Origin of the sequence: Enterobacter cancerogenus, assembly GCF_019047785.1 — a bacterium.
In the GTDB taxonomy this organism is placed as follows: domain Bacteria; phylum Pseudomonadota; class Gammaproteobacteria; order Enterobacterales; family Enterobacteriaceae; genus Enterobacter; species Enterobacter cancerogenus.
In genome coordinates, this window is the sequence record NZ_CP077290.1 from 467,737 (window position 1) to 480,985 (window position 13,249).

The 13,249-nt window shown below is 55.4% G+C and carries 18 protein-coding genes; 8 read left to right on the plus strand and 10 right to left on the minus strand.

Annotated features, from left to right (window positions below; all coding sequences use genetic code 11):
* Positions 1–214 precede the first annotated feature (214 nt).
* The 3 genes from I6L58_RS02090 to I6L58_RS02100 all read left to right on the plus strand — a co-directional run bounded on the left by I6L58_RS02090 (position 215) and on the right by I6L58_RS02100 (position 1,439).
* Entirely contained in the window at positions 215–811 is a 597-nt protein-coding gene (locus tag I6L58_RS02090; RefSeq protein WP_088207328.1) for a DUF308 domain-containing protein, read from the plus strand.
* Positions 812–855: 44 nt separating this feature from the next.
* Complete coding sequence (gene hdeB / locus I6L58_RS02095; protein ID WP_088207329.1) at positions 856–1,158, plus strand: acid-activated periplasmic chaperone HdeB; 303 nt, start codon at positions 856–858, stop codon at positions 1,156–1,158.
* 140 nt (positions 1,159–1,298) lie between these two features.
* Positions 1,299–1,439 carry a hypothetical protein gene (locus I6L58_RS02100; protein WP_176399403.1) on the plus strand — a complete coding sequence of 47 codons (141 nt, stop codon included), beginning with the start codon at positions 1,299–1,301 and terminating at the stop codon, positions 1,437–1,439.
* Positions 1,440–1,534: 95 nt separating this feature from the next.
* Here the strand turns inward: I6L58_RS02100 and I6L58_RS02105 are convergent, their stop codons facing one another.
* The 6 genes from I6L58_RS02105 to I6L58_RS02130 are packed head-to-tail and all read right to left on the minus strand — an operon-like array spanning position 1,535 to position 6,361.
* Positions 1,535–2,020 carry a DUF2878 domain-containing protein gene (locus tag I6L58_RS02105; protein WP_088207330.1) on the minus strand — a complete coding sequence of 162 codons (486 nt, stop codon included), beginning with the start codon at positions 2,018–2,020 and terminating at the stop codon, positions 1,535–1,537.
* Positions 2,017–3,237 (minus strand): SAM-dependent methyltransferase, encoded by a 1,221-nt coding sequence (locus tag I6L58_RS02110; RefSeq protein ID WP_088207331.1) that lies wholly within the window; start codon positions 3,235–3,237, stop codon positions 2,017–2,019. The genes I6L58_RS02105 and I6L58_RS02110 overlap by 4 nt, the downstream gene beginning before the upstream one ends.
* Complete coding sequence (locus I6L58_RS02115) at positions 3,234–3,956, minus strand: DUF1365 domain-containing protein (protein WP_088207332.1); 723 nt, start codon at positions 3,954–3,956, stop codon at positions 3,234–3,236. Before I6L58_RS02115 ends, I6L58_RS02110 begins: the two co-directional genes overlap by 4 nt.
* Before the next feature lies 1 nt (position 3,957).
* A complete protein-coding gene (locus I6L58_RS02120; RefSeq protein WP_088207333.1) occupies positions 3,958–5,214 on the minus strand; it encodes an NAD(P)/FAD-dependent oxidoreductase in 1,257 nt (418 codons plus the stop codon).
* The gene (locus I6L58_RS02125; RefSeq protein WP_088207334.1) at positions 5,211–5,930 is read right to left on the minus strand and encodes an SDR family NAD(P)-dependent oxidoreductase; all 720 of its coding nucleotides are present in this window, start codon (positions 5,928–5,930) and stop codon (positions 5,211–5,213) included. The genes I6L58_RS02120 and I6L58_RS02125 overlap by 4 nt, the downstream gene beginning before the upstream one ends.
* Complete coding sequence (locus tag I6L58_RS02130) at positions 5,927–6,361, minus strand: nuclear transport factor 2 family protein (RefSeq protein WP_006175088.1); 435 nt, start codon at positions 6,359–6,361, stop codon at positions 5,927–5,929. The genes I6L58_RS02125 and I6L58_RS02130 overlap by 4 nt, the downstream gene beginning before the upstream one ends.
* Before the next feature lie 258 nt (positions 6,362–6,619).
* Between I6L58_RS02130 and I6L58_RS02135 the strand changes: the two genes are divergently transcribed.
* From I6L58_RS02135 to I6L58_RS02150, 4 genes are all read left to right on the plus strand, one after another.
* Positions 6,620–6,817: a hypothetical protein gene (locus I6L58_RS02135; protein WP_006175081.1), complete on the plus strand. Its 198-nt coding sequence runs from the start codon at positions 6,620–6,622 to the stop codon at positions 6,815–6,817.
* A 1-nt stretch (position 6,818) separates the two neighbouring features.
* Positions 6,819–7,589 (plus strand): hypothetical protein, encoded by a 771-nt coding sequence (locus tag I6L58_RS02140; protein ID WP_006175080.1) that lies wholly within the window; start codon positions 6,819–6,821, stop codon positions 7,587–7,589.
* Positions 7,590–7,689: 100 nt separating this feature from the next.
* Positions 7,690–8,283 carry a TetR/AcrR family transcriptional regulator gene (locus I6L58_RS02145; RefSeq protein ID WP_058608861.1) on the plus strand — a complete coding sequence of 198 codons (594 nt, stop codon included), beginning with the start codon at positions 7,690–7,692 and terminating at the stop codon, positions 8,281–8,283.
* Between the two features lie 74 nt (positions 8,284–8,357).
* A complete protein-coding gene (locus tag I6L58_RS02150) occupies positions 8,358–8,957 on the plus strand; it encodes an NAD(P)H-dependent oxidoreductase (protein WP_088207335.1) in 600 nt (199 codons plus the stop codon).
* Between the two features lie 47 nt (positions 8,958–9,004).
* Here I6L58_RS02150 and I6L58_RS02155 read toward each other — a convergent pair whose 3' ends face one another.
* The gene (locus tag I6L58_RS02155; protein ID WP_088207336.1) at positions 9,005–9,601 is read right to left on the minus strand and encodes a TetR/AcrR family transcriptional regulator; all 597 of its coding nucleotides are present in this window, start codon (positions 9,599–9,601) and stop codon (positions 9,005–9,007) included.
* Between the two features lie 102 nt (positions 9,602–9,703).
* Here I6L58_RS02155 and I6L58_RS02160 point away from each other — a divergent pair, with 102 nt between their 5' ends.
* Positions 9,704–10,171, plus strand: coding sequence for a nuclear transport factor 2 family protein (locus I6L58_RS02160; RefSeq protein WP_072208737.1), 468 nt, complete (start codon positions 9,704–9,706; stop codon positions 10,169–10,171).
* Between the two features lie 65 nt (positions 10,172–10,236).
* On the opposite strand, the gene paaY is transcribed toward I6L58_RS02160, so the two are convergent.
* The 3 genes from paaY to paaK form a co-directional block, all read right to left on the minus strand.
* Complete coding sequence (gene paaY, locus I6L58_RS02165) at positions 10,237–10,833, minus strand: phenylacetic acid degradation protein PaaY (protein WP_006175075.1); 597 nt, start codon at positions 10,831–10,833, stop codon at positions 10,237–10,239.
* A 9-nt stretch (positions 10,834–10,842) separates the two neighbouring features.
* On the minus strand, positions 10,843–11,778 hold the full coding sequence (gene paaX, locus I6L58_RS02170; protein WP_088207337.1) for a phenylacetic acid degradation operon negative regulatory protein PaaX: 936 nt from the start codon (positions 11,776–11,778) through the stop codon (positions 10,843–10,845).
* Positions 11,779–11,918: 140 nt separating this feature from the next.
* Positions 11,919–13,235, minus strand: a complete 1,317-nt coding sequence (paaK, locus tag I6L58_RS02175; protein ID WP_042319744.1) for a phenylacetate--CoA ligase PaaK — start codon at positions 13,233–13,235, stop codon at positions 11,919–11,921.
* Positions 13,236–13,249: the final 14 nt, after the last annotated feature.

Below are 13,249 nucleotides of genomic sequence, written 5' to 3' on the forward strand. Positions count from 1 at the left end.
ATTTAAATATTAAGTGAAACCGAAGTCATATTAGCCTTTGCAAACACGGGTTGATATCAGAGCGACGAGGCCGTTTTGAGCGATGTGGATGACACGTGTAAGAACCAGACGAGGGTGTGTTGCACACTTTCTGATGGGCAACTCACTACGGCATCAATAAAATACCCCTTAACAGTCGCCCTATTAAATTCCATCTCAAAACAAAGGTGTAGTAATGTTGCTTATTGATCGTAATACCCTGAACGGTCTCAATGAAAAGATTCTTGAGAAATATAAAAAAACCGCCTTTAGCCTTGCCTTGCTGCTGCTGGTTTGCGGTATATTATGTTTGTTTTTCCCCTTTTATGCCGGGGTTGCACTCAGTTACTTAACCGGTGTATTACTCGTCGCCTGCGGTATTTTTTCCCTGACCAGCATCTATACCTTCAGAAAAAGTGGAAAACTGGCTATCTTTTGTTTGATTATCTTCGGTCTGATCTATTCAGTTATGGGCGTCGCGGTATTTCTGAGCCCACTCGTCGGAATGAATATACTCTCGGCAACAATATGCTTTGTATTTTTGCTGGCCGGTATATGTCGTCTCTCTGCGGCCTTTAAAAACGCCATCATGGTCGGCCGTTACTGGTGTATGCTGATCGGTTTTTTGGATTTGGTTATTGCTTTCATTTGGCTGGGCGCCAACGAAGACACAACTTTTGTGCTGACATCGGTGTTTATTGGTCTGGAAATGATATCCAGTTCATTTACCTATTTCATTCTTTATAACAAATTTTGGCACCTGCTAAAAAGATCAGCAATTCATTACGCTTAACATGACTTCTATCTTATTGACTATCTAACATCAGGACAAACGCGATGAAAAATATTTGTAAATCATTTCTTGTTATTGCCACGTTCACGACATTGATCGGCATGGCTCATGCAGAGAAACTCAACGAGAATATCCCGCAGGATATGACCTGCAAAGAATTTGTTGATATGAACCCAAAAGCGATGACGCCAGTGGCTTTCTGGATCATTAACAAAGACACACAGTTTAAAGGGGGTGATTACGTTGACTGGCATGAAGTCGATACCACATCCGTGCCCTTGCTGATTAAAATCTGCAAATCTAAACCTGAGTCTAAACTTCAACAATGGATTAATGACATCCGCTAAATTCCGCAGGCCTCATGCGTAATATCGCTGGGGCCTGAAAAGTCATTCGTGGTTCAAACCCTACAAAAATGGCCCCTCTCTCCACGATACTTTTACAGCATTTGAGTAAAGTAACACTTTACTGTAGCAGGAATAACGAAATGAAAATAATCACTGCCGCCGTGCTCTTTCCGGCTTTTTTTTGGCTTCTGGATCATCTGTGCGCCCCATCAATTGTTCCGGCAAAACTGGCCTATCACTTTGTAAAAACATTATCCGAAATCATCATTCAGCAATGTTAAATTCACATGTGCTGGTTTTATTAAATAGATGATTGCCGTACTGAGAGCATTGCCCGCCGCCTGACCGGATACAACGCCTTCAGATAACAAATTTCTCATTGTTGTCTCCCCATCAGCAGGTGGAAAAACAGCATCAGCACCAGCCAGCCGGGGATCATCCAGCTGATGACGATAAAGGTCGGCTCCTGAAACGTGATAGCCCCCAGACGCTCACCGATGAGATAGGCCACCGGCCCGCCCAGGGTCGCCAGCGCGGTCAGCAGCCAGCCCGGCAAGGTGGTGGTGCGGGTGAGTTGCGTCCAGACGCAGGCAAACATCAGCCACAGGGCTATCATCCATAGCGGCATCAGCGATGCACCGGTGAAGGCGATGAGCCCCGTCAGCGCCCAGAGGGTATCAAGCAGCCCGCCCGTGACGGCCAGCACCAGGGCATACCCCCAGTATGATGGCGGCAGCATCAGCCAGGCCAGCACCGCCAGCGCAAACCAGATGACAAGCCCCTGCTCGCGAAACAGCACCACCAGCGTCCAGTAGAGATCAAACCCGATAGCCAGCAGGAACACCTGCCCGTACCGTTTCATACACGTTCCGCAGTCAGTTGCACCACGCTGATGGTACGGGCGTTAAACCCGGCTTCACAGTAGCCAAAATAGTACAGCCACATCCGGCGGAAACGTTCATCAAACCCCAACTTTTCAATCTCCTGCCAGGCGTGAACGAAACGCTGCCGCCAGTGCGCCAGCGTCCGGGCGTAATCGGGGCCCATATCGAAGAGGTTACGTACCACAAAATCGGTATGGCGCGTCATCAGCGCGTTGATGGCGGTAATGCTGGGTAAAAAGCCGCCGGGGAAGATGTAACGCTGAATAAAATCAACGCTTTTGCTGTAGGCGTGATAGCGCTGGTCCTGGATGGTGATGGCCTGAATAGCCATGCGCCCACCCGGGCGCAGGCGCGACTGACAGGTCCGGAAAAAGGTTGGCAGATACTGCTGTCCGACGGCCTCAATCATCTCAATCGACACCAGCTTATCGTAGACCCCGGTCAGATCGCGGTAATCGCAAAGCAACACCTCGACGCGATCCTGCAACCCCGCCCGGGCGATCCGTTCCGTGGCCCAGTGGTACTGCTCCTGCGACAGAGTGGTGGTGGTCACCCGGCAGCCGTAATGTCGGGCGGCGTATTCCGCCATCGCCCCCCAGCCGGTGCCAATCTCCAGCAGGTGATCGTTCTCACTGAGCGCCAGCTGGTCGCAGAGCCTCGCCATCTTGGCCTGCTGGGCCGCAGTGAGATCCTGCGTATCAGCAGTAAACAGCGCGCTGGAGTACAGCAGCTGCTCATCAAGAAAATGGGCGTAAAAGGAATTGCCGAGATCGTAATGGGCGGCAATATTGTCACGCGCCTGAGCACGCGAGTTGCGCCGCATCCAGTGGCGGAGCCGTTCCACGGGCTTACCGAACAGGCGAAATCCTTTTTCCAGTTGGCCGAGGATCTGGCTGTTAAGCGCGATCAACTCCAGCAGCGGCGTGAGCTGTGACGTCTCCCATTCGCCATCCATCCAGGCTTCCGCCGCGGCGAGGCTGCCTCCGGTTAAGATGCGCCAGTACACGCCTGGAGAGAGAACCTGCACCTGGGCGTGGAGCGCGGCAGAAGTATCACCAAACTGGAACGTCTGCGCGCCATCACGCAGCGTCAGCGAGCCGCCGCGTAAGCCCTTCAACAGGCGAAAGAGTAACCAGCGCGCGACGCGAACATTGCGCGGGATATCGGGTTCAAGCACAAAGACGGGATCGCTCATGAGCGTTCACTCCTGCTGAGGGGATGGTTATGCAGCGGCACGCGTTTCAGCCACAGCCTGAGCGCCTGCCAGTAAATCGCTAAAACGGTTTTAAGGGTCATCAACGGAATACGCACCAGCAGCGATCGCAGCGCCCCGCGCGTTAGCGGCTCCCGGCGCAGCGTCAACGTGGCATCAAACACCCTGGACGCCTGATGGTTTTCAATATGCATGTGCAGCGTCTTGTCCGGGCTGTTGAAGCGCCAGTGGTAGACCATGTCCATCGGGTTGAACGGCGAAACATGAAACGCTTTCACCGTGGGCTGCGCGTCCTGCCCCTCCACCGCGTAGTAATGACGTTCATTCCAGGGCGTATTGCGTACCTCGGCGAGCACCCAACGCAGGGTGTCCTGCGCGTCATAGCAGTAGTAGAAATTGACCGGATTAAAATGGAAGCCGAAATAACGCAGCTGCGTCAGGAGCATGACCCTTCCTGTCGGACGTTCGCCGGTCAGGCTTTCCAGCCGCAGCAGGACCTGCTCTTTAAGCGGCGTGCCCAGCGGGTAATCCGCATCATAAAACGCCGCTGGCGCAAAGCGGTTTCGCCGCACGCCTACGCTGGGCAGCGCGTCCAGCTCATCCAGATCGAGCCAGGCCATAAAGACGCGGTAGGTAAAGCGATGCGCTGTCGGCTGCAGGCGGCGATGCCGCAATGCGCCGTGGTAAAGGCAGCTGTTCATCTCAGTTTTCCTCGCCCGCAATCGCGTTGACCACGTCCAGCGCGCTGCGCACGCCATCTTCGTGAAAACCGTTGTACCAGTACGCCCCGCAGAACCAGCTTCTCTGCTGCCCGTTTATTTCTCCGCGTCGCGCCTGGGCGCGCCAGCTTTTCGGGTTAAACAGCGGATGCTCATAGACAAAACGGCGCAGGACAAAGCGGTCTTCTACGGGCGTTTCCGGGTTGAGGGTGACGCAAAACAGCGGGCTGCCTGCGGGCAGGCCCTGCAAAATGTTCATGTTGTACGTCACGCAGGCGCTGGCCTGAACCTGTTCGCTCAGGCGATAGTTCCAGCTGGCCCACGCACGCTTACGCACCGGTAGCCAGCGTGGATCGCTGTGAAGCACGACCTCATTACGCTGCCAGCCGATATCCCCCAGCACTTCGCGTTCTGCCTGGGTTGGATCGGCGAGCATCGCCAGCGCCTGGGCGGAGTGACAGGCAAAGATCACCTGATCGAAGGTGTGACTTTCGCCCTCTACCGCAATCTCGACCCCCTGCGGGTGGCGGATAACCTGCTGCACGGGCGCGCTGAGGTGTAGCGTTAGGCGGTCTCCCAGTTTATCCATCATGTCGCGAATGTACTCTCGGGAGCCGCCCGGCACCACGTACCACTGCGGACGATGCGTGACGTCCAGCAGGCCGTGGTGTTCAAAAAAGCGCAAAAAGAGCGGCAGCGGGAAGCGCTTCATCTCCTGCAACGACGAAGACCAGATAGCCGCCCCCATAGGCAGGATGTAGTGACGCGCAAAGAACGGCGTGAAGCCGTGCTGTTGCAGGAAGGTTTGCAGCGTGGCGCGCTCGTCAATCTCCGCCTTAAGCGTCTGTTTTGCCAGCCGGTTAAAGCGTACGATCTCTTTCAGCAGCGTCCAGAACGCAGGGTTAACCAGATTACGGCGCTGGGCAAACAGCGAGGTCAAGGTGTGACCGTTGTACTCGAGCCCACTCTGCGGGTTGTGCACCGAAAAACTCATCTGCGTTTTTTGCCCGCTGATGCCCAGTTCACTGAGCAGCCCCATAAAGCGCGGATAGGTGCGGTCGTTGTAGACGATAAAGCCGGTATCGATGGCATACGTGCCCTGGGGCGTGTCGATATCCACCGTCGCGGTATGCCCACCAGGGGTGGGCTGCGCTTCAAACAACGTTACCTGATGGTGCCCGGCGAGTCGCCAGGCGCAGGTTAAGCCGGCAATGCCGCCGCCGATAATCGCGATGTTCATGGTCGCACCATCCTGCGCAACAGCGCGCGTTGAAGAACGTCCGGCAGGCCGGAGAGCAGGCGCAGCACCAGGCTAAAGCCGGCGGGAAACGCGATATGATCCTTCTCTTTTTCCAGCCCGTGGCGGATGGCTTTTACCGCCGCGTCCACGTTTACGCGCCCCGGCATTGAGAAATCGTTTTTACGGGTCAGCGGCGTATCGACAAAACCAGGCGAAACAACCGTGACGGCAATGCCTTTGGTTTCCCAGTCGAGACGCAGCGTACTGGCAAACCAGGTCAATGCGGCTTTGGAAGCGCCATAGGCTTCGGCGCGCGGGAAGTGCAGCCAGTGCGCCATGGAACTGACCAGCACCACGCGGTTTCCGGAGACCAGCTGCGTTTGCAGCGCAGCCAGGCAGTTCACCGGCCCCATGAAATTGGTGGTCATCACCCGCTCGACCAGCGCGGCATCCACCACGCCATTATCAAGATATTCGCAGGTACCGGCGCAGAGGATCACCGTATCGGCAGCGCAGCCCTGCAGCGCCTGGAGACAGGCTTCCCTGTCGGTCATGTCGAACAGGCGAATCGTGATATTGGGGCTGTGCTGTTGCAACGACGCCAGACGCGCTGGATCGCGCCCGCAGGCAATCACCCGGTAGCCGTCATCGGCGTAGGATGTCGCCAGCCCAGCCCCAATGCCCGAACTTGCGCCGGTAATCAGGACCGTTTTCATGATTTCACTCTCCGCTTAACGCCGCGGACGGCCCAGCCGAGTACGGGCAGATGCTCATAAATCATCTCTCCCGCATCGTAGTAATCGCGCTGGCGAATAATGCGATCGTTGTGCATGTTCACCACCGAACACCCCGGCAGATGACGCAACGCCCCACCCGCAATGCGCGGGTGCGACCAGTGCATAACCCAGGTCACCACAAAGCGGTCGCCCTGCTGTAACGGCGCATCGACGGTAAATCGGCACTCCTGAACGTTGGCCAGCAGATGGGTGAAGTAGCGCTGAAGCGCCAACAGCCCGTGATGTTCGCCAAAGGGATCGACGAGCGTGGCATCGGAATGATAAATCTCCGCCAGCGCCGACGGTGGCTGAGTATCCAGCGCGACGTAATAGTTAACGAAGCGACTGATAACGGTTGGCAACGTGCTCATGGGACACATCCTGGGTATTAATAACGTAGCGTAATCACATAATTTAAACTTACACAATTAACGTTATTTGTCCAAGTTTGTGCGCAACTATTTATTTTACCCTATTCTTTTCAAGAAGATAAAAGCATCCATCAAGTGCAGGTTTTCAGCCAAAATTAGACGGCATCGTCACGCCCATATTTTTTTAGGGATAACCTTAAGGAAAATATCCCTTTTCTCTTCCAGACTTATCCTTTTAATTCATAAGGATGTCATGCGATGAAAAGGTTACTGATGGCACTCTTTGCCAGCCCGGAATCCCTTCTGCAGGTAATTAGTCACCAGGAGATTATCGAAGCCGTAGAGGATGGCGACCGCATCATCATCGATCAGGACGGAAACGCCTCGGTGAACTACAAAAGTAACGAGGTACGGCAGGACTTTCTGCGCCATGTCAACGCGCTGAAGAGGGCCTGAAATGGGAACGGCAATATTCATGGTGTTGATGGTCTGTGGGTACTGGTACACCAGTCGCGATCTCTCAACGCGTTTCAAAATTAAGCGTTCGTTCGGCTGGGATGTCTATTTTCTCGTTGCGCTGTATGGCTGTATTTTCGTTCTTCAGGGGGTGATTGCCACCGGCCTGCTCTGGCTGATACTGCTGGCCCTCTCGGCCGCAGACAACAAGTTCCACTTCACTTCGGATAAATATTCCGACTGGCAAATTGATTTTATGAACTGGAGTTTCCTGGGGATCCAGGCTCCGGTGGTGGTGATGCTGGCATTCGCCATACTGTTCTGTCTGTACCGTTCTAACTGGGCGGGCAGCGCCAGGCTGGACGGTGACGGCAGGAAAAAACTCTACAAGCGCCTGGCGCAGTCCAGCGGCATCGAACAGGTGCTGTATCAGTGCATGGAGCAAGGGGAACTGGCGCAGGTGGCGCTGAGGTCGCGGCGGATTTATATCGGCATGATCCACACCGCCACGCTGGAGTATGAAAAGACGGCCAATATCGTACTCATCCCGATGCTGAGCGGCTACCGCGACGAAAAAACGATGAACCTGCGCATCGAAAATAACTACAGCAGATGGTACGACGAGCACGGCATTACGCTTGATTCCGATCCGCGCAGCGCCATGGACTTCCGCAAGGTGATTATGCTCAACCAGATTGAGAGCATTTCGTTATTTGACCCCGCCAGTGCCAGCGCGCTGGAAATGGCTCAGGAGGAGAATGCCGACCGCTAGCCGCCCCCCGTAGCGGCGCAGAGGGATAGCGCAACGTTTTAATACTGTCGCAAGGACAAAGCGTGTAAACTACGTTTAGTAGATAAATTCAGGGGGGAATATGGTCGTTAAGCGCTTAAGAAAAGAAGATCGACGCGTTCAGTTACTGGAGGTTGCACGCGGCATTGTTCGTCAGCAAGGCACCGAAGCGCTCACGCTGGGCTATCTGGCCGAGCGGGCGAACGTCACCAAACCGATTCCCTACGATCACTTTGGCGATCGTGAGGGATTGTTGATGGCGCTTTACCAGGATTTCAGCGATCGACAGCTCAAAAAATTCCGCGAGACGCTGGACAGGGACAATAAAACGCTCGCTGACACCCTTCGTTTTTTCAGTGCGGCCTATATCGACTGCGCCATCAGCGCCGGGCCTGAAACTGGCCCGATAGCGGCTGCCCTGTCCGGGTCCCGCGCGCTGCAAGATTTTCGCGAAGCCTGCGTTGCCGACTGTGCAGACTGCCTGCGCACCGCGCTTGCGCCATTCATCACCTTAAAAGGAGTACGGGGCGAAGCAGCGCTGACGGCGATTATCGGTGCGGCGGACGCGCTCAGCACCGCAGCCGGTAACGGGATTCTGGCGCGTAACGTCGCCGAAGAGATGCTCAACGGCGCGATGTCTGGCGTACTGGATACCTACGTCGATAGCACAAAATGAGCGGATGGGCAGATTGACAACTAAGTTACCAATAGTAAGATAAAACCTCATTCACTCCCCCTTGTGAGGTGGCTATGTCTGCTACAACCGCAATAAATACTGCGCTGATCGTTACGGCTCACCCGGTCAAAAACGCCCTAAACCATTCCCTCTCGGCGCGTATTGCCGCGACCCTGCGTGAGCAAGGTGTGCAGGTAGAGATAGCCGATCTTCATGCGGAAGGCTTTTCTCCGGTGATGTCCGGTGCCGATCTTGACCTGTATCACGGCGACGCCAGCGCGCTTCCCGCCGAGATCCTGCGTGAACAGCAGCGGGTTGATCGGGCAGACATGCTGGTCTTCGTCTTCCCCATCTACTGGTGGTCCGTTCCCGGTATCCTGAAAGGCTGGTTTGATCGGGTACTTACCCTGAACTGGGCGTACAAAGTGGCAGCTGATGGCCGGATCCAGGGCAATTTACGCGACGTGCCGGTTCGCCTTATTGCTACCGCCGGTAGCGACCTTGCCGGGTTCGATAAACACGGTTACACCAACGCGATGCAGGCCCAGATCGTTGACGGCGTTTTCGGCTTCTGCGGCCTTAAGAACGTGAAGCTTGATATTCTTTATCAGGCCGATACCGCAACGCCGCAGCAGGTTGAGGATTTCCTGCAAACGCTCGGTCATATTCATTAAGTATTACGCTTTACCGGTGGCGTAATCGGCACACGTTTATGCGTCGATTACGCCCCGCTCAACGCAGCGTGATCGATTATTTTTTCAAGTCCACTTTTCAGTTGTTCGATAACCTCCTCCACCTCCATACCCATTTGCGCATGAATAATGGCCCCGTCGATGAGTATCATAATTTCATTAAGTATTTGCGGATCGGTAATATGGGTTAACGCGGCAATATTGGCTTTTGTTTCTTGTTTATGGCTGCGGCATATTTCTTTTATCTCGCGTTCAATCTCTTCTGATTTCGCCTCTGCGCTGGCGTTGATAAACGCACAGCCGTGGAAGTCGGGCGACATAAACCAGTCCTGAAGCGTTGCGGATAAGGCCTGCGCCGGTGTTTTACCCTTCGCCAGATGCAGACGTAACGCGGTGACGAAGTCGTTTATCCATAATTCATGGCGGTAATTCAGATAGGCCAGAATAAGTAAACTTTTACTCGGAAAATGGCGATAAAACGTCACTTTGGTGACGTGTGCCTGCTTAATGATGGTATCCACGCCCGTTGCTTTAAACCCTGTGGAATAAAACAGGTCATGCGCGGTAAGCACTATTTTATCCCTGACGCTCATTTTCTCGTCTTTATTTTTGATGGATGTTTTCATCCAATTCCGTCCTCAAATGATGTATTGACAGCATTATTTTTCAGGCATAGATTAACGCAAGTAGACAGACCTGTCTACCTAATATCAACCTGAGGTATGACTATGAATACGCGCCCACCGTTACCGCCATTTACCCGTGAAACGGCCATTGAAAAAGTGAGGCTGGCAGAGGATGGCTGGAACAGCCGCGACCCGGCAAAAGTCGCCCTTGCCTACTCGCTGGATACGAAATGGCGAAACCGCGCAGAATTCGCCACCAACCGGGAAGAAGCGCAGGCTTTTCTGGACCGCAAATGGAAGAAGGAGCTGGATTATCGGCTGATCAAAGAGCTGTGGGCATTTACGGATAACCGGATTGCCGTGCGCTATGCCTATGAATGGCATGATGATTCAGGCAACTGGTTCCGTTCTTATGGCAATGAGAACTGGGAGTTTGATAAGGATGGTCTGATGACGCGCCGTTTCGCCTGCGTTAATGACATGCCCATCAAAGAATCGGAGCGGCTGTACCACTGGCCGCTGGGCAGACGCCCTGACGACCATCCCTCTTTGAGCGATCTTGGGTTATAGGAAATCAGGTGTTACCTGAAGGTGTGACCCTTAACCGAAGTCCCACTCAGGTAACACAATTAACCCTATGAAGCCGACTTGGGCCGCAGGTTTTCGTCAAACACCAGCCGCTTGCGCCCCTCTTCCACTTCACGCAGCGGCTCTACCTGATGCATCGTGTGTTTGCAGCGCTCCACCAGAACCTGATATTCACGGGTGCCCTGCTTTTTCCATGCCATTTCCTGCTCGCTGAGCTGGCGTATCGCTTTGGCCGGGCTGCCAATAATCAGATAATTGGCAGGCATTTCGGCTTTGGCTTTCACAAACGCCGCCGCGCCAACGATGCTGTTTTCACCGATGATCGCGCCGTCCATCACCACGGCATTCATCCCCACCAGCGCGTTTCGGCGGATCACGCAGCCGTGCAGGATCGCGCTGTGGCCGATATGCCCGTCTTCCTCAACAACCGTGTCCTGTTCCGGGAACCCGTGCATCACGCAGTTATCCTGAATGTTCGCACCATCTCTAATGACGATACGACCAAAATCCCCGCGCAGGCTGGCGTTGGGGCCAACGTATACGCCTTTGCCGAGGATCACGTCACCAATCAGCACCGCCGTCGGGTGAACGTAGCTCTCTTCGGGCACGACCGGCGTCAGGCCGTCAATTTGATAAACAGGCATACTTTCTCCTTAAACGCTATGCAGACCACCAAAGCGCTGGTAATAGAGCGTGCCGGGCACGGGCAGTTCACCCACGGACGTTTCGCCCTTCTCGGTGACGAACGCCTGCGCTCCCGGCGCGACGCGCTGGTAGATGTTGATACAGAGCTGTCGCGCGTTTTGCCCCGCCCAGTGCGCCGGAAGTAACTCCTCGGGCAGCAGCGGATCTTTAAGCACGACGCGACGGTAGAAATGGATAAGTAGCAGCTGGATCTGGAAGCAGCGCTCGGGAGTGAGATCTTCCGGCGCGGCCTCTTTCAACAGCGGCAGCAGCGGACGAAACGAGTCGATGAACGTCTCGTACATCATGTTTTGTTCGGTAAGCTGCCAGCACTCCTCAACCCGCGCACGCAGCGCGGCACGGGAGAGCGCCAGCGGGGAGTGGGCTTCAAAGAAGATGACGTTTTCCGCCACGCCCGCGTCGTGCAGAAGCGACTGCACGTCCGCCAGATGCTGTGACGGCGACGCCATCAGGCTGGGGGCCAGGGTGCCAAACCCCTGCCAGATGAGCTGCTTTTTGACGTCGGCGAGCGTGGTTTTATCCAGCCCTTCCGACAGCAGCAGCAGCCATTTGCCATCCCAGGCGGGCAGTTCGGCGCGGTAGATTTTATTCTCCGCGCGGCGCGTCAGACGCAGCCCTTTGTCGCTCAGGCGGTAAAAGCTGCGACGGCCAATGCGCGAAACGTCCAGCCAGCCCTCTTTATTGAGGCGGAACAGCGCGGTGCGCACAAAACGTTCGCCAAACCCCATCCCCTCCAGCAGGGCTGCCAGGCTTCCGAGCCAGATTTCGCCGCCGCGATGGGACAGCGCATCGCCGTATAACGAAGAGATAAGCGATGTCCCGCTGATGGGTACTGAGCTGACGGCGTGCTGGATAAAGGCATCAAGTTTATTCATGTGATTCATTCTGGTGAGGTTTTTTTTATGGATGAATCATAGCATACGAATGAGGGGGTGTACCCTCACCCTAACCCTCTCCCAAAGGGAGAGGGAACGTAAGACTACCTCTCCCTTTGGGAGAGGACTGGGGTGAGGGGAAATAAACCTCAACCGTTCGCCGCCACCTTACGCAAATCAAACACCCGGCACGCCTTGCCTTCCGAGCGTGGGATGCTGCCGCAGTTAACAATCGTCACGTCGGTCGAGATCCCCACCATCGATTTGATGCGGTGGCGCAGCTGGTGGCACACCTGGCAGCGCTGTTCGTGGGTCAGGGTTAAGCTGCTCTCTTTTAGCTCCACCTTCACAGAAAGTGAATCAAGATGCCCGCGGCGGTTCACCTCCAGCTGGTAATGCGGAGAGAGATGTTCGAACTTAACGATCTCCTCTTCCAACTGAGACGGGAAGACGTTCACGCCGCGGATGATCAGCATGTCGTCGCTGCGCCCGCTGATGCGATCCATGCGGCGCATGGTGCGCGCGGTGCCGGGCAGCAGACGCGTCAGATCGCGGGTGCGGTAGCGGATCACCGGCAGCGCCTCTTTGGTCAGCGTGGTGAACAGCAGTTCGCCCTGCTGGCCGTCGGCGAGCGGCGTCCCGTCGTTCGGGTTGACGATTTCCGGATAGAAATGATCTTCCCAGATGGTCGGGCCATCGGCCGTTTCCAGACATTCCATCGCCACGCCCGGCCCCATGACTTCGGACAAACCGTAGATATCGAGCGCGGTGATACCCAGACGTTTTTCGATCTCGCGGCGCATCGCCTGGGTCCAGGGCTCTGCACCAAACACGCCGACACGCAGGGAGCAGCGGCTGGCGTCGCCGCCCATCTGGCGCTCCAGCTCTTCGATCAGATTCAGGCAATAGGAAGGCGTCACCATGATCATATCCGGCTGAAAATCGCGGATCAGCTGCGCCTGTTTTTCGGTCTGGCCGCCGGACATCGGGATCACCGTCGCCCCCAGGCGCTCGGCACCGTAATGCGCGCCCAGCCCGCCGGTAAACAGGCCATAGCCGTACGCCACGTGAATCTTGTCTTTCGCACTGCCTCCGGCGGCACGCAGGGAGCGGGCCACGATATTGGCCCAGTTATCGATGTCGTTCTGGGTATAGCCCACTACGGTTGGCTTGCCGGTGGTGCCGGACGAGGCGTGAATACGCACCACCTGCTCCATCGGCACGGCAAAGGTGTCGAACGGATAGTTATCGCGCAGATCCTGCTTGGTGGTGCACGGGAATTTGCAGATATCCGCCAGTTCGTTGAAATCGTCAGGGTGAACGCCCGCCGCGTCAAACTTGCGTTTGTACATCGGGACGTTGCTGTAGGCGTGATGCAGCGTCCACTTCAGGCGCTCGGTTTGCAGGGCCTGCAGCTCGTCGAGGGAGGCGGTTTCGATCGGATCAAGCATTGTTGTATTTGTCATTGTAGGGTACTCAC

What these genes read in the sequence shown, in the direction of transcription:
- I6L58_RS02090 (WP_088207328.1), top strand. Translation starts at nt 215, where the DNA reads ATGTTGCTTATTGATCGTAATACCCTGAACGGTCTCAATGAAAAGATT.
- hdeB (WP_088207329.1), top strand. Translation starts at nt 856, where the DNA reads ATGAAAAATATTTGTAAATCATTTCTTGTTATTGCCACGTTCACGACA.
- I6L58_RS02100 (WP_176399403.1), top strand. Translation starts at nt 1,299, where the DNA reads ATGAAAATAATCACTGCCGCCGTGCTCTTTCCGGCTTTTTTTTGGCTT.
- I6L58_RS02105 (WP_088207330.1), bottom strand. Translation starts at nt 2,020, where the DNA reads ATGAAACGGTACGGGCAGGTGTTCCTGCTGGCTATCGGGTTTGATCTC.
- I6L58_RS02110 (WP_088207331.1), bottom strand. Translation starts at nt 3,237, where the DNA reads ATGAGCGATCCCGTCTTTGTGCTTGAACCCGATATCCCGCGCAATGTT.
- I6L58_RS02115 (WP_088207332.1), bottom strand. Translation starts at nt 3,956, where the DNA reads ATGAACAGCTGCCTTTACCACGGCGCATTGCGGCATCGCCGCCTGCAG.
- I6L58_RS02120 (WP_088207333.1), bottom strand. Translation starts at nt 5,214, where the DNA reads ATGAACATCGCGATTATCGGCGGCGGCATTGCCGGCTTAACCTGCGCC.
- I6L58_RS02125 (WP_088207334.1), bottom strand. Translation starts at nt 5,930, where the DNA reads ATGAAAACGGTCCTGATTACCGGCGCAAGTTCGGGCATTGGGGCTGGG.
- I6L58_RS02130 (WP_006175088.1), bottom strand. Translation starts at nt 6,361, where the DNA reads ATGAGCACGTTGCCAACCGTTATCAGTCGCTTCGTTAACTATTACGTC.
- I6L58_RS02135 (WP_006175081.1), top strand. Translation starts at nt 6,620, where the DNA reads ATGAAAAGGTTACTGATGGCACTCTTTGCCAGCCCGGAATCCCTTCTG.
- I6L58_RS02140 (WP_006175080.1), top strand. Translation starts at nt 6,819, where the DNA reads ATGGGAACGGCAATATTCATGGTGTTGATGGTCTGTGGGTACTGGTAC.
- I6L58_RS02145 (WP_058608861.1), top strand. Translation starts at nt 7,690, where the DNA reads ATGGTCGTTAAGCGCTTAAGAAAAGAAGATCGACGCGTTCAGTTACTG.
- I6L58_RS02150 (WP_088207335.1), top strand. Translation starts at nt 8,358, where the DNA reads ATGTCTGCTACAACCGCAATAAATACTGCGCTGATCGTTACGGCTCAC.
- I6L58_RS02155 (WP_088207336.1), bottom strand. Translation starts at nt 9,601, where the DNA reads ATGAAAACATCCATCAAAAATAAAGACGAGAAAATGAGCGTCAGGGAT.
- I6L58_RS02160 (WP_072208737.1), top strand. Translation starts at nt 9,704, where the DNA reads ATGAATACGCGCCCACCGTTACCGCCATTTACCCGTGAAACGGCCATT.
- paaY (WP_006175075.1), bottom strand. Translation starts at nt 10,833, where the DNA reads ATGCCTGTTTATCAAATTGACGGCCTGACGCCGGTCGTGCCCGAAGAG.
- paaX (WP_088207337.1), bottom strand. Translation starts at nt 11,778, where the DNA reads ATGAATCACATGAATAAACTTGATGCCTTTATCCAGCACGCCGTCAGC.
- paaK (WP_042319744.1), bottom strand. Translation starts at nt 13,235, where the DNA reads ATGACAAATACAACAATGCTTGATCCGATCGAAACCGCCTCCCTCGAC.